A 14,862-nucleotide genomic window follows, 5' to 3' on the forward strand; every position below is an offset into this window, starting at 1 on the left:
AGAATATAACTTGTGAGAGGTGATAGATTGAAAGCTGAATCTAGAAGCACAAGGATGAAAGCAATCCTACAAGTTACCATTCTTATTTTCTTACATTTAATAATTATCTACCTTTTGGGAATGAAAACGGGGAAGTTGGAAGTAGAAGTAGTAAAACAAATGTTTATAATGTATGCAGCACCAATAATTCTTCTGAATGTGTCTTGCAAGATAGCTTTAAAGACGCAAAAGCTTAGGTACAACATTTCTTGGTTAGTTATTAGTATTGTTCCTAGCACGAGAATTCTATTTTATTTAAAAGAATTACAAGGAAAAGAGTCTAGGGGTTCAGGGGTTGTTGATTTAAGGTTTTTTGATATGAAGCCTGACTTTGATCAGATAAGTCTTATCTATTTTTTCCCTATAATATATTTAGGCATTCAACTAGTTTTGATTTTTTTACTGTTGATCATGATAGTTACAAAAGAAAAATCAATAGCTGACTAGCACGGTAGAAATCCCGTACAATGCGCTGATCCAGCTGGAAGTGGCGAAATGAACGGTAGAAATCTCGTACATTGTGCTGATCCAGCTGGAAGTGGCGAAATGAACGGTAAAACTCCCGTACATTGTGCTGATCCAGCTGGAGTGGCGAAATGAACGGTAGAACTCCCGTACAATGCGCTGATCCAGCTGGAAATGCCGAAATGTACGGTAGAACTCCCGTACAATTGGTCGATTCAGCTGGAAGTGGCGAAATGAACGGTAGAAATCCCGTACATTGTGCGGATCCAGCTGGAAACGCCGAAATGAACGGTAGAAATCCCGTACAATGCGCTGATCCAACTGGAAGTGGCGAAATGAACGGTATAACTCCCGTATAATGAGCTGACCCAGCTGGAAGTGGCGAAATGTACGGTAGAAATCCCGTACAATGCGCTGATCCAGCTGGAAGTGGCGAAATGAACGGTAGAATTCCCGTACAAAGTGCTGATCCAGCTGGAAACGCCAAAATGAACGGTAGAACTCCCGTACAATGCGCTGATCCAGCTGGAAGTGGCGAAATGAAGCTAGAATAAAAAGTGGACAGTAGTTAACAGACTGGCGATAATGAGTCCACGGAGGTGTGTTCACATGGGAGAACATCGACAACGGTATAACGAAGAATTTAAAAAACAGACAGTGCAGTTCATTCAAGAGCAAACAAAGACAGTGGGCGACTTGGCGGAAGAGCTCAACATCCCAAAAAGTACCCTGCATCAATGGATGAGCCAGTATCGAGAACTAAAGAATGAACCGGCAGCTAGCGTGGATCGAGTACGGGAACTCGAGGCACAGTTGAAAGAAATGAGCCGTCAACTTCAAGAAAAAGATAACAAGATTGCTGATGTGGAAGAGGAATTAGCGATCGTAAAAAAAGCAGTGCACATCTTCAGCAAACCAAGGAACTGAGATTCCAGTTTATTGAAAAACATCGCTCCGAGTTTCTCTTGGAGAAGATGTGCATGACCCTACATGTGTCACGGAGCGGGTACTACAAGTGGCGGACAGAAAAAACCAGTACGCATATGCTTCGTAAGGCTGCGATAATGAAGCGAATTCAGTATCATTTTGCAGACCATCAAAAGCGGTATGGGAGTCCGAAGATCACCCGCCTGTTGCATCAAGAAGGTTATACCGTTACCGAACGCACGGTGAGTGTGTACATGCGACATATGAAGCTTCGCTCCATTGTCTCCAAAACGTATCGCGTACAGACCACCGACTCCAATCATGACCATCCGATTGCCCCAAATACGCTGAACCAGCAATTTAAAATACTCAAACCCAATTCAGTATGGGTTACCGACATTACATACATTCCTTGCCGGGGAGGGCGCTTGTACCTGGCTAGTGTGATGGACCTTTGCACGCGCGAAATCGTGGGGTGGCGCTTGGAGAACCATATGGAAACTAGCTTAATTTCGGGCGCCTTACAAGATGCTTACGAAGCTAAACAACCGGAAAAGGGTCTATTACATCACTCCGATAGAGGTTCTCAATATACTTCTCATGAATACACGCAGCAGTTGAAAGCGTATGGCATGGAGTCCAGCATGAGCCGCAGAGGTAACTGTTATGATAACGCCTGTATCGAGTCGTGGCACAGCATTTTGAAAAAGGAGCTCATTTATTGTAATCCACGCTTCAAAACTAAGGAGCAAGCCTACCAGACACTTTTTCAATATATTGAGTTTTATTATAACCGCAAGCGAATGCATGGCGCGCTGGGGTATCTTTCCCCAGTTCGTTTTGCTGAGCAATTGACTAGAATGTCTGTTGCGTGACTGTCCACTTTCTTGACAGAGGTCCAAAATGAACGGTAAAACTCCCGTACATTGTGCGGATCCCACTGGAAACGCCAAAATGAACGGTAGAATTCCCGTACAATGTGCTGATCCAGCTGAAAGTGGCGAAATATACGGTAGAACTCCCGTATAATGAGCTGATCCAGCTGGAAGTGGCGAAATGAACGGTAGAAATCCCGTACATTCAGTCAGCATGTTATGTAACCCAAGAGACAACACCTTAACGGTGTCGTCACTTGGTTTTTTTTCGACGCTAAACGGATCTGATAACGCAGATCCGTTCAGCTTAAGTAAAATAAGATCGAAAATAATTAATTTTAGTTCCATAAATGGAAACAAATGTGATATTATGGCGATATAGAGCCCATACTTCACGGATGACCTGCCTAGCTTGGTTCCTCCTGAGGATAGGCTCTGATTTTTTTATGAGGAAGGTGGTGTGGCCCGAGCGGTATCGGGGACAGGAAGAAACGAAGCAATAAGGTTCGAACCTAATTCAGAAGGGAGAATCGAAGCGATGAAAAAAGGAACTTTTTTGAAAGCGCTTAATTTTGTTTTGGTTTTATGTTTGCTTGTACCTGCGTATTGGGCTGCACCCGCACATGCGGAGAACACGCTTATTCAGCAAAGCGATTTTGAAGATGGTACTGTTCAGGGCTGGAGTGGACGTGGGGAAGTTGAGGTGCTTACGGCCAAAACAGATGCGGCACGCAGCGGCACATATGGCCTGGAGGTAAGCGGCCGAACAAAAACGTGGCATGGACCTTCACTGGATGTGACTAGCCAGCTAGAAGTGGGACAAACTTATGTGTTTATTGGATGGGTGAAGCTGCCGGCCGGATCATCTAACGCGAATATCTATATGTCATTGCAGCGGACATTACCTTCTACCATTCATTATGACAATTTGACCTTTGGTGCAGTGACAGCGAACGGTTGGGTGAAGCTTCAGGCGCAGTACAAGCTATTGGAGCCGGCAGATCAACTTTCTATTTATTTTGAAGTGCCGGGTAGCGCGACAACTTCTTTTTATTTGGATGATTTTCGATTGGAAAAGCTACCGGATCTCGGTCCAATTGTCATCGAGGATGCGATTCCTTCGCTGAAGGATGTGTTTGCAAACAAATTTCTGATCGGCTCGGCTTTTACGAATAGTGAGCTGCTGACAGCTCCGGATCGGCAATTGTTATCCAAGCATTTTGATAGTGTAACGCCAGGAAATGTTCTGAAATGGGACAGCACGGAGCCGCAGGAAGGTGTGTTTAATTTCGCTGACGCTGACACGGCAGTAGCTTTTGCTACCGCAAACGGGCAGCAGGTACGTGGACATACCCTGGTCTGGCATTCGCAGACACCGGATTGGGTGTTCCGTGACGCCAGTGGTAATTTGGTCTCCAAAACGGTGTTATATGAGCGGATGAAGAGTCATATTAAGACCGTTATGGAACGTTATAAAGGTGAAATCTATGCTTGGGATGTCGTCAACGAAGTGATTGACACTTCGCAATCTGATGGCATGCGCCGCAGCCTGTGGTACCAGATCGCGGGTGAAGAGTACATTGAGAAGGCGTTCCAGTTCGCTCATGAAGCTGATCCTAACGCAAAACTGTTCATCAATGACTACAATACGCATGAGCCAGCCAAAAGCCAAGCACTATACAATCTGATTGTACGACTTCAGGCTAAAGGGGTTCCTATTGACGGAGTAGGGCATCAAACGCACATCAGCTTGTATTATCCTTCGCTCTCTGAAATCGAAAATTCGATTATCAAGTTCAAGGCTTTAGGGCTGGAAACTCATATTACTGAGCTGGATATTAGTGTGTATTCTGATAATTCTCAAGCCTATGAGACCTTCCCTGATCATTTGAAGCAGCGCCAAGCGGCTTTATACAAATCATTATTTGAGATCTTCCTGAGGCACACGGATACGGTCACGAATGTCACTCTCTGGGGGAAGGATGACAGTAATACTTGGCTGCGCACTTATCCGGTAGCCCGCAACAATTGGCCTTTATTATTTGATGAGCGCCTTCAATCTAAGCCGGCCTACTGGTCCGTATTGGAGACAGTGGCAGCTCCCGTAGTTCCAGCTGCTCCTGCTAACTTGAATGCAGCTGCAGGCAATGGGCTCGTGAATCTTAGCTGGAGCACCTCGGCGGGCGCAACTTCCTATACGGTGAAACGGTCACTTACGAGTGGTGGCCCTTATACCACTCTGACTACGGCTACCGGGACGAGCTATAGCGATGCGGCCGTTAGCAACGGAACGACTTATTATTATGTTGTGAATGCTGTCAATAGTGCGGGTACGAGCAGCAATTCTGTACAAGCGATGGCTACACCGCAAGGCTCGGGGCCTGTCGAACCGGTCACCGGGCTTGCAGTGGCGTATCGGACAGCGGATACTAACCCAAATGACAACAAGATGAAGCCCTATTTTAATATTAAAAATAACGGCACAACTGTAGTCGATCTTAGCGAGCTGAGCATCCGTTACTGGTATACGATCGATGGAGACAAGCCGCAATCCTTTTCTGCGATTATGCCCAGATCGGCAACAGCAAGGTAGCAGGCAGTTTTGTAAAGCTGGACACGCCTCGAACGGGAGCAGATTACTACTTGGAAGTACAATTCAACGCAGGTGCGGGCATGCTTGCAGCTGGAGGTGCTTCCGGGGATATTCAGACCCGGATACACAAGACAGATTGGAGCAATTTTAACGAGGCCAATGATTATTCGTTTAATTCACTTCAGACCGCTTATGCGGATTGGAACAAGGTGACCCTTTATCGGAACGGAGTGCTGGTATGGGGAACAGAGCCGCAATAGCGAAAGTAGGGGAACTGAGCTTTAATTGTGCTGTTTTTAAATTTTTAGGCAAAACCTCCCTGAAAATAGCTGATTTATGCTGGTTACTTAGCTTTTCAGGGAAATCCTCCCTAAATATCGCCTGAATTCCACTATTATGAGCAAATTGGGGTGAATCTGCGGGAGGTTTTCCCTGATTGCAAGGATTAGAGCAATAAACCAAAGAAAATCAGGGAGTAATTCCTTAATCAAGCATCACGTTTGCTGCAAATAGAGGAGTTACGCGAAAAAGCAAGCCTAGTCGCCAAAAACATGGTGACTAGGCTTGCTTCATTTTTGCCCAGCTGTGGCAAATTACTTTTTAAAAGTTATATTGCGCCTGATGCAGACGGCTGTAAATTCCACCAGCATGGACTAATTCTTCATGTCTGCCTTGTTCAGCGATTCCTTCTTCATTCACGACCATAATCCGGTCGGCATTTTTGATCGTCGTCAAACGGTGAGCGATGACGAGTGTGGTTCTGCCTACGGACAGATCAGCCAGGGATTGCTGAATCGCGGCTTCGGTCTCTGTGTCCAGCGCGGAAGTAGCTTCATCCAGAATCAGAATCGGCGGATTCTTGAGGAACATGCGAGCGATAGCCAGGCGCTGCTTTTGTCCACCGGACAATTTCACACCGCGCTCCCCGATGACTGTCTCCATTCCATCTGGCAGATTCTGAATGAGCTCCTCCAGATGAGCACGTCGCGCAGCTTCCCAGATTTCAGGCAGCTTTGCATCCAGTTTCCCATAGGCGATATTCTCGCGAATTGTCCCGGAGAACAGGAAAACATCCTGCTGCACGATCCCGATTTGTTTGCGCAGCGATTCCAGCTTCATGTCACGGATATCGATGCCATCAATCGTGATGGCCCCGGCTGTGACATCATAGAAGCGCGGAAGCAGGCTGCAGATTGTTGTTTTGCCTGCGCCGGACGGCCCAACAAAGGCAATGGTTTCGCCAGCCTTTACGTTAAGGCTTATATTTTGCAGAACCGGACGATTCTCTTCGTATCCAAAAGATACATCCTGGAATGTAATGTCACCGCGCAAAGCGTTGATCTCCACGGCATCCGGTTTGTCACTGATGTCAGGTTCCGTGTCAATGATCTCCAGATAACGTCTGAAACCGGCAATTCCTTTAGGATAACTTTCGATCACTGCATTGATTTTCTCGATAGGGCGGAAGAAGATATTCGACAACAAGATAAACGCCACAAATTCACCGATTTGCAGCTCGCCATTGATGAAGAACCATGCGCCGCAGATCATCACCAGGATGGTAATGAGGCGGGTCATCATATAGCTGACGGACAAGCTTCTAGCCATGATTTTATAAGCCAGAAGTTTTGTTTTGCGGAACATTTGATTATCTACTGCGAATAGTTCTTGTTCATGCTGCTCATTGGCAAAAGATTGCACGACCCGAATCCCACCGACATTGTCTTCGATACGGGCATTGAAACTGCCTACATTTCCAAATAGCTGACGATAAGTGGAAGTCATATTGCGCCCGAAGTAGATGATTACCCAAGCCATAATTGGAACGATAATAAAAGTAATGATCGCCAGCTTCAGATTAATATCAGCCATTAGGAGAAAGGCTCCGACAAGGGTCATGATTGCAATAAATACATCCTCAGGACCGTGATGCGCAACTTCGCCGATATCATTTAAGTCATTGGTGATTCGTCCGATTAGATGGCCTGTTTTATTATTATCAAAGAATCGGAACGAGAGTTTCTGAATATGGTCAAACATTTTTTTGCGCATATCAGTTTCGATATTTATGCCCAGCATGTGACCCCAGTAGGTGACAATATACTGCATCACCGTATTTAAGGCGTAGATCGCCAGCAGCGCAACACAAGCGATAAGAATAAGCGGCCAATCTTGACCAGGAAGCAAATCATCAATAAATTTATTGACGGCTACCGGAAAAGCCAGTTCTAGCAGTCCCGCAAAAACAGCGCAGGAGAAATCCAATATAAATAGTTTTCTATACGGACGATAGTAGGAAAAAAACCTTCGAAGCATTCTGTTCACTCTTTTCTGTGGTTTAAATATGAGTCCAATTGAAATTAATTCTCAACTACCCGATGATATGGATACTAAAGATGGCCAGCGGTTTTGTCAATAATTCGGGTATAAAATTACTTAAGGGTTGTAACTTCTAATAGAATAGTAGATGATGGTTCATAGTGTTTAAATATTTCAGATCCTTGACAAGCTTTCTGCTTGGCGGGGTTATTTGTTTGTAATTTAGGAGGATACACGATGAAAGCATCACAACGCGAAGGACAGATTCAGAATAATAGCTTAATGGATAGCAAATATGATCGCTGGCTGCTTGTGCTGGGAATTATTTTTATCGCTGCAGCGCTGCGGGCTCCATTTACTTCTGTGGGTCCATTAATACAATTGATTCAGGATGACCTCGGCTTATCCAATACTTTAGCGGGAGCTATTACTACTTTACCATTATTAGCTTTTGCCATCTTGTCCCCGTTTGCTCCAAAGCTGGCCCGCCGTTTTGGTTTGGCTAATGTGTTATTAGTTGCCATGGTCATGCTGGCTATGGGAATTCTAATTCGCTCGGGATCTGGAGCAGGTCTGTTGTTCACAGGTACTGCTATACTTGGATTATCTATTGCCGTGTGTAATGTACTGCTTCCAGGTCTTATTAAGGGGAAGTTTCCTCACAAAATCGGGCTAATGACAGGTATCTACACGGTTTCTATGAATTTATGCGCAGCTATTGCCTCAGGAATTAGTGTACCGCTGGCAACGAATGCTGGATTCGGTTGGAGAGGGACCTTGGCCATCTGGTTTATGATCGCAGCTCTAGCAACAGTGTTCTGGATTCCGCAAATGCGTAAGCTTAATCAAGGAACCGGCTCTAAGAGTGCAGCCTCAAGCAAAAATATGTGGCGTTCATCTCTTGCTTGGAAAGTCACGATCTTTATGGGCTTACAGTCACTGCTTTATTACGTCTTTATTGCCTGGTTTTCGGTTCTCCTCGGTGAACGGGGAATGTCGTCGAGTAATGCGGGTTGGTTTCTCTCGCTCATGCAATTGGCACAGCTACCCTTTACTTTCTTCGTACCGCTGTGGGCAGGCCGGATGAAAAACCAACGTATTCTAGTTATAATCACTGCTGTTCTTTATTTCATCGCATTAGGTGGCATCTGGCAAGGCAGCGGCGCTTTAATGGCTGTCTGGGCGATATGCTTTGGTATTGCCGGAGGATTTGCCTTCGGTCTTGCGATGATGTTCTTCAGTCTAAGAACAAGAAGTACGCAAGAAGCGGCGGAGCTGTCAGGAATGGCCCAATCTGTGGGTTATGTACTGGCAGCAATGGGACCGGCATTATTCGGCTGGCTGCATGATGTAACGAACAGCTGGACGGTGCCATTGATTTTACTGCTGGGTGCAAGTGTGCTGTTGATGGTTGTCGGACTTGGTGCTGGCAGTGATCGGTACGTTGGAGATAGAAAATAGGATCCCGTGTAAAAAGAGTGTACTAACGCGTACTAAGCGCCAGTGCACTCTTTTTTTGATTATTGAACATGGGCAGTAATTCTCATCTATATTAGCTTCGTTTGTAAGCAACAACCCGGATTCTACGATAGTCCATTACCCAGCGGCCGTCCTGATATAGCGTGGGTTTCAGTTTCTGTTCCATAGAAGAGAGAACTTCTGCGCGTTCAATGGGTGTGAGCACACTTAAGATTCCATCGGCAAAAGTATTCAACCACCGCTGAAATCCTTGCTCCAAGCCTTCCAGTGGTGTTGGCCGGTCAAAACAAAGAGCGAGGTCCACGGTCAGTCCGTGCTTCTCTAGTAGAGTTGCGTACTCGCCAATGCTGGGGAAGTACCAGGGCAAATGCAGCTTATGACTACAGCCAATGGCTGCAAAAGCTTGTGGAAGTGTAGCGACGATGGAAGCAATATTGCCCAGTCCACCGAACTCGGCCACGAAACGGCCGCCTACCCGCAAGCTGGCAACGATGGACGCCGCCGCTCCGTTTGCGTCTGTTAGCCAGTGAAGGGCAGCGTTGCTGAACACAGCATCGACTGGCTGTTCCGCGACATAAGTTTGCCCATCAGCTAAGACAAAGCTTAGATGGGGATGTTTGTCACGGGCTGTCTGAATCATTTCGGCAGAGGCATCAATACCTGTCACAGTGGCGCCTCTAGCAGCAATGGCTGCCGCCAAATCTCCGGTTCCACAGCCCCAATCGATAATCTGTTCGCCAGGCTGTGGGCGAAGCAGCTTAATCAAAGACTCTCCAAACTGAGACACAAAGGCCATATCAGTATCATAGGTTTGGGTATTCCACTGCTGGTTCATAAGTATTCATCCTTTCTATTGATAGATTATTCAGACATCTCCGTCATAACGCCATACTTTATCTATGTTGTACCATATGAGATCTTATAATAGAAATATATAAACTGAATAATATTGATTGGTTGTGCCTATGAGGTCTATATATAGCCCAATTCAATAATACAAAAACCTTGCGTTTTATATGCAAAGGGAGTATAGTATTATGTACAGGCGGTTTTGGTCGCCAGTTACATAATACGCGGTCATGGCGGAATTGGCAGACGCGCTGGCTTCAGGTGCCAGTGGTAGCAATATCGTGGAGGTTCGAGTCCTCTTGACCGCATCATAGCTTAATAGAAAGCCCCTAAATTCGCTCCTATGGCGATTTGGGGGCTTTCTTATTTGCAATTATCATGTAGCTAAATTAGCAATTATGTAGCTGAGCAGCAGTCATGTAGATCAATAGCATCCAACTGATGAATCTCAGCGTTCTCAAACAAATTAACGAAACTATCTCTAAATACAGTCACCGCCAGAGCGCATGGTGTTCTTAAGGTCCATAAACGGAACCTAGGTGAACGGTGTTAAACTAACGGACCGTATGGCCGCTATTATTGATATTTTGCACATTTTACAGGGGTTTCGGACTGCATAGCTCTTATTGCTAAGGAATCGTGTGAAAGCGAGTGTTTGGAGACGAATAGCTGCATCTGAGTCCGAACGTAAGCTGAAACACGCTATTTTTCGGAAATAGCGGCATCTCAGTCTCATACATCATAATGAGGAAGGAATAGTTGGCACGGTGGGAGTATCTATCTGCTGAGTAGCGGTCATCCAGATGAGCGGCAGTCAAGTAGATGAATCAGTCTTGCATGCAAATAAATTAGTTTTCGTGCAAATAAACAGCGTCGATCTAATCAGCAGCATTCATGCGGAGACCATCCATCCGTCAAATAGCAACGCCCCAAAATCCGTCCTTAGCTAAGTGCTGGGCGGTTTTTTTGTTGCGCTCATAATCGCTGCGATTGAAAAAAATGGGTGTTTTTGTATTGACAATTATATCGGCTTCCGTAATAATGGTATTACGGAAGCCGATATATCGACAACAGTAATAGATTGGAGATGAAATGATGCCTGAAAGCACTGAAAGAGGCGCATTAACTGAAGCTGTATTTTATATCTTATTGTCTCTATATACAGCAATGCACGGATACGCAATTATGCAGAATGTGAAGGACTTAAGTAACGGTCGGGTTGATCTGGGCGCGGGCACTTTATACGGAGCACTTAACACTTTACTGGAAAAAGGCTGGATAAAAGCAGTGGAAGGGGAGCAAGGTTCCCGTCGAAAAGAATACGAAATTACCGACTTAGGAAAGTCAGTGATTCAGGGAGAGATTATCCGTCTGGAAGAATTGATAGCGAATGGGAAGAGAATAGCTGGAGGTGAGTCCAAATGAAACATGTGGTTCGCAAGCTGATTTGGGATTATGAGAAGGAAGAAAAGTGGCTTAATGAAATGTCTGCGAAGGGGATGGCTCTATCAGAATTATCTTGGTGCAAATATGTGTTTACAGAGACCCCCAATAATGAGTACACGTATAGAATTGAGCTTTTAGATAACATGCCTGATCATCCGGATAGCATCAAATATCTCAAGTTTTTAGAGGAAAACGGTATAGATTGTGTTAGTACTTACATGCGCTGGGTTTACCTTAGAAAGAAGTCGGGAGAAGGTCCGTTTGATATTTACACAGATCTGGAATCCAGAATAAAACACTATAAGCGAATCAACAGGTTATGGAAATCTGTAATGTGGCTAGAGTTGATTTTAGGTCTATTTAATGTGATGATTGGTGTAATAAATTATTCTTTTTCATCACAGGATCTCAGTATAGTAAACGTAATAATGGGCGGAATGTTGATTTTGTTAGGTCTTGTTTTTTTAATTATTGGTGCACCTATCCGTAAGAAAATTAAGAAGCTTCAGCTGGAAAATTTGATAATAGAATAGGACTTTAGAGTTGTAACATGCACACACGGCAAGTTTCCTTTTCAAAGGGAGACTTGCTGTTTATTTTTGCGCAGTTTTACTGCGAAATTTACCAGTCTATCATTTAGGACTCAACTATCAAGCTTATTTACCGAAAAAAAGGTATACTGAAATTATTACAAGTTTGTTAATATAGTCCCCCATTTTCAAAAGAGGAGGCTTACAGGTGTCTGATTTTCTTTTTAAGCAGCTATACTTACGGTCTTCTATCGGGATTGCGGTAGTCTCTCCGAAGGATGGGACGTTATTACAATCGAATCCTGCGCTATGCCAAATGTTTGGTTATGCAGAAGAAGATCTTTTGAATATAAATTATCTGGATCTTGTGTATCCGGAAGATAAAACTAATAACGATCATTCCGTTATCCTGAACGATCTGCTAGCTGAGCCTGGGACTGCATTGGAGAAAGAACGGCGGTTTTTGCGTAAGGATGGCGAAATCATCTGGGTAGCCCAACATATATTTTTAATCTATCAGGAGAATTCCAGTGAACCCTATGTCCTGATTTCTGAGTTAACGGATATCACTGACCGAAAACTTGCTGAACAGAAGATTCAGGAAGATGAGCATTTATATAATTTGATCACGCAAAATACACCGGATATGATTTCTTTTGGCGATCCTGACGGAACACTGCACTACGTATCTCCCTCAGTGGAGCTGCTGTTAGGTTATTCTGCACAAGAAATGATAGGTACCAAAAGACCCGAGTATTATCACGTAGATGATGCTCTTGAGATGATTGAACAAGGCAAGCTATATTCGGATACGGACGTATTTACTCGTAGAGCCCGTCATAAAGATGGACATTATTTGTGGATCGAGAGTTCTTCCCAAGTGGTACGTGATGAGCAGGGGAACATTAAACAGATATTAACCATTGGTCGCGATATTACTCAGCGCAAGAAATACGAGGATATGCTGGCTAAAGCTCAACACCTTGCGAAGATGGGATCCTGGGAATGGGATGTGACAAAATCACGGCTGACGGTTTCCAGAGAGATGCGTAATATTTTTGGCTTTTTGGAAGATGAGAGCAATCATTCTTATTTTGATTACAGACGTGTTTTTGCTTGCATTGATCCTGACGATTTCATCAGACTTGAACAGTTAGTACATCAATCCATGGAGAATGGGACTAATGGCGAAGCAACGGTCCGTATTCATAGTGCGGATGGAGAGCTGAAGTTTCTGGATGTGCACTGGGAAGTGATTACAGATGAAGAAGGAAGACTGCTGCAAATCAGCGGGATAGCCCAGGATGTGACCGAACGTCAACGAATGGAAGAACAACTGCGGGAAAGTGAGCAGAACTATCGTCTGATCTCAGAAAATTCTATGGACTTCATTTCACGTAATGCAGCGGACGGGAGCTTTACCTATCTGTATGCCTCACCCATCTGCCAGACTATGTTTGGCTATGCACCAGAAGAAATGTGCGGAACTAGAGGGATTGATTACATACATCCGGAGGACAGAATCAAATTAACTTCATATCTCAGTAATTGTATGGAAGGGAAGAAGCTTGAGCCTGTTATTCTCCGGTTTTTTTGCAAAGACGGAACCTTTATTTGGACAGAAACGACACTGCGGTATATTTACTCTGAGACCTGCGGGAATCAGGAGCTTGTCTGTGTAACCCGCGACATTGGGGAACGTACGCGTCATTTTGAAGAAATACAGAAATTAAGTAACGAGTATGCGCTGATCTTGAATTCGGTCTCTGAAGGCATATTTGGGATGAACCTTGAAGGCAACACGATGTTCATTAATCCAGCAGCCATTACTATGTTGGGATTCGATCCTACTGAGTGGGGAAACAGCAAATTTCATGCGATTCACCAAACCTGGCTGGATAACGAGTCTTTTACAGGAATTCAGAAGACGCTGCTTCCTTCACGCTCCAGTAATCTCACTATTGAAGATAGGGAGGGTGTGTTTTGGAGGCAGGATGGTTCAAGCTTTTTAGTCAGATATCGAATGACCCCACTGTTTGATGGTGATGAACGGATTGGGGCGGTTGTCGTCTTTCGAGATATTACGGAGGAGAAGGAGATTGTGCGGGCGAAGGAGTCTGCCGAGGAAGCGGACCGGGCAAAATCGGAGTTCCTAGCGATCATGAGCCATGAGCTGCGCACGCCTATGAACGGCATTATTGGGATGGCTGATCTTTTATCTGGGACGGAGCTGGATGAAGAGCAAAGCTACTACACACAGATCATTAACAAAAGCGGTGAGGCATTGCTTCATATTCTGAATGAAGTGCTGGATTTCAGCAAAATTGAAGCAGGCATGATGACGCTTGAACTACAAATGGTGGATTTGCATGAAGTGATACAAAACGTTTGTGAACTGTTTTATCCGAAGGTTAAGGAGAAAGGGCTTTTACTTACTAGCGAGCTATCTCCTGAGCTTCCAGCCGTCATCATGACTGATGGGGCGAGATTGCGTCAAATTCTCGTAAATCTGGTTGGGAACGCAGTGAAATTTACGGAGACAGGTGAAATCAGTATCTCTGTTATGTTAGAAGCTTCAGAGGCATCCGGAAATCTTATCGTGAAATTTATCGTAAAAGATACAGGATTGGGGATTCCAGTTTCCAGCCAAGGTTTATTATTTCAATCCTTCTCGCAATTGCATCCGTCGATCAATCGTAAATATGGTGGAACTGGGCTTGGACTTGCCATAAGTAAAAAGCTGGCCGAGCTTCTTGGCGGATCTATCGGTGTCAATAGCTGTGAGGATGAAGGCTCGGAGTTTTATTTTACAGTGGAGGTCTCTCTACCCAAAGAGGAATGGGATCAGAAAGTGACCGTCAACGCCTCAACAGATGTGGTCAGAAATGATAAATCTGCTGTTAAAGAGTTAACTACCGGTGAGTATGGACCGATGTCCATTCTTATTGCTGAAGATCATCCTGTGAATCAGCAGCTTATGCAGGCTTATCTGAAAAAGAGGGGATATGTTCCTGACATCGCTTTAAATGGCGAGGAAGCGGTTCGGGCTGTGCTTTCCAATCATTATGATCTGGTATTTATGGATATTCAGATGCCTATTATGGATGGAATTGAAGCAACGGGAATCATACGTGAGAAGCTTGGGCTGACTCCAATCATCATTGCGGCAACAGCCTTTGCAAGAGATGAAGATAAGATGATGTGTCTTAGTGCTGGAATGCAGGATTTCATTTCTAAACCCATCTCGATAAAAGAGCTCGACCGGGTATTAAGAGAATGGTCTGCCCAAATTCGTTTAGGTGAGCATCATTGACAAATAGGGTTATGATTAATATATTGA

The 14,862-nt window shown here is 44.7% G+C and carries 11 protein-coding genes, 1 tRNA gene and 1 pseudogene; 10 read left to right on the forward strand and 3 right to left on the reverse strand.

Translation table 11 applies throughout. The annotated features are described in order from the left end of the window. The first annotated feature begins 27 nt into the window (after positions 1-27). Positions 28-486 (forward strand): hypothetical protein, encoded by a 459-nt coding sequence (locus NYE72_RS09750; protein WP_326047364.1) that lies wholly within the window; start codon positions 28-30, stop codon positions 484-486. Here NYE72_RS09750 and NYE72_RS09755 read toward each other — a convergent pair. Beyond that, a complete protein-coding gene (locus tag NYE72_RS09755; RefSeq protein WP_339211744.1) occupies positions 472-1,113 on the reverse strand; it encodes a hypothetical protein in 642 nt (213 codons plus the stop codon). The two genes, NYE72_RS09750 and NYE72_RS09755, sit on opposite strands and share 15 nt — an antisense overlap. Between NYE72_RS09755 and NYE72_RS09760 the strand changes: the two genes are divergently transcribed. The 4 genes and pseudogenes from NYE72_RS09760 to NYE72_RS09775 all read left to right on the forward strand — a co-directional run bounded on the left by NYE72_RS09760 (position 1,114) and on the right by NYE72_RS09775 (position 5,159). Beyond that, positions 1,114-1,431 carry a transposase gene (locus NYE72_RS09760; protein WP_036683594.1) on the forward strand — a complete coding sequence of 106 codons (318 nt, stop codon included), beginning with the start codon at positions 1,114-1,116 and terminating at the stop codon, positions 1,429-1,431. Positions 1,432-1,442: 11 nt separating this feature from the next. After that, the gene (locus tag NYE72_RS09765; protein ID WP_339212063.1) at positions 1,443-2,306 is read left to right on the forward strand and encodes an IS3 family transposase; all 864 of its coding nucleotides are present in this window, start codon (positions 1,443-1,445) and stop codon (positions 2,304-2,306) included. Positions 2,307-2,844: 538 nt separating this feature from the next. Further along, a pseudogene (locus NYE72_RS09770) lies at positions 2,845-4,898 on the forward strand (endo-1,4-beta-xylanase); the annotation flags it as partial. 51 nt (positions 4,899-4,949) lie between these two features. Continuing rightward, positions 4,950-5,159: a hypothetical protein gene (locus tag NYE72_RS09775; RefSeq protein WP_339212131.1), complete on the forward strand. Its 210-nt coding sequence runs from the start codon at positions 4,950-4,952 to the stop codon at positions 5,157-5,159. 340 nt (positions 5,160-5,499) lie between these two features. On the opposite strand, the gene NYE72_RS09780 is transcribed toward NYE72_RS09775, so the two are convergent. Beyond that, positions 5,500-7,215: an ABC transporter ATP-binding protein gene (locus NYE72_RS09780; RefSeq protein WP_036679350.1), complete on the reverse strand. Its 1,716-nt coding sequence runs from the start codon at positions 7,213-7,215 to the stop codon at positions 5,500-5,502. A gap of 285 nt (positions 7,216-7,500) precedes the next feature. On the opposite strand from NYE72_RS09780, the gene NYE72_RS09785 reads away from it, so the two are divergent. Then, positions 7,501-8,679 carry an MFS transporter gene (locus tag NYE72_RS09785; RefSeq protein ID WP_244886503.1) on the forward strand — a complete coding sequence of 393 codons (1,179 nt, stop codon included), beginning with the start codon at positions 7,501-7,503 and terminating at the stop codon, positions 8,677-8,679. A gap of 91 nt (positions 8,680-8,770) precedes the next feature. Here the strand turns inward: NYE72_RS09785 and NYE72_RS09790 are convergent, their stop codons facing one another. Beyond that, positions 8,771-9,532, reverse strand: a complete 762-nt coding sequence (locus NYE72_RS09790) for a methyltransferase domain-containing protein (protein ID WP_038569774.1) — start codon at positions 9,530-9,532, stop codon at positions 8,771-8,773. A gap of 238 nt (positions 9,533-9,770) precedes the next feature. On the opposite strand from NYE72_RS09790, the gene NYE72_RS09795 reads away from it, so the two are divergent. The 4 genes from NYE72_RS09795 (at position 9,771) to NYE72_RS09810 (ending at position 14,835) form a co-directional block, all read left to right on the forward strand. After that, a tRNA-Leu gene (locus tag NYE72_RS09795) sits at positions 9,771-9,854 on the forward strand. Between the two features lie 787 nt (positions 9,855-10,641). Continuing rightward, entirely contained in the window at positions 10,642-10,971 is a 330-nt protein-coding gene (locus tag NYE72_RS09800; RefSeq protein WP_036679357.1) for a PadR family transcriptional regulator, read from the forward strand. After that, entirely contained in the window at positions 10,968-11,525 is a 558-nt protein-coding gene (locus NYE72_RS09805) for a DUF2812 domain-containing protein (protein WP_036679361.1), read from the forward strand. The genes NYE72_RS09800 and NYE72_RS09805 overlap by 4 nt, the downstream gene beginning before the upstream one ends. A gap of 205 nt (positions 11,526-11,730) precedes the next feature. Continuing rightward, positions 11,731-14,835 (forward strand): PAS domain S-box protein, encoded by a 3,105-nt coding sequence (locus tag NYE72_RS09810; RefSeq protein ID WP_339211745.1) that lies wholly within the window; start codon positions 11,731-11,733, stop codon positions 14,833-14,835. Positions 14,836-14,862: the final 27 nt, after the last annotated feature.

This window comes from Paenibacillus sp. FSL L8-0333 (assembly GCF_037965665.1).
In the GTDB taxonomy this organism is placed as follows: domain Bacteria; phylum Bacillota; class Bacilli; order Paenibacillales; family Paenibacillaceae; genus Paenibacillus_AQ; species Paenibacillus_AQ odorifer.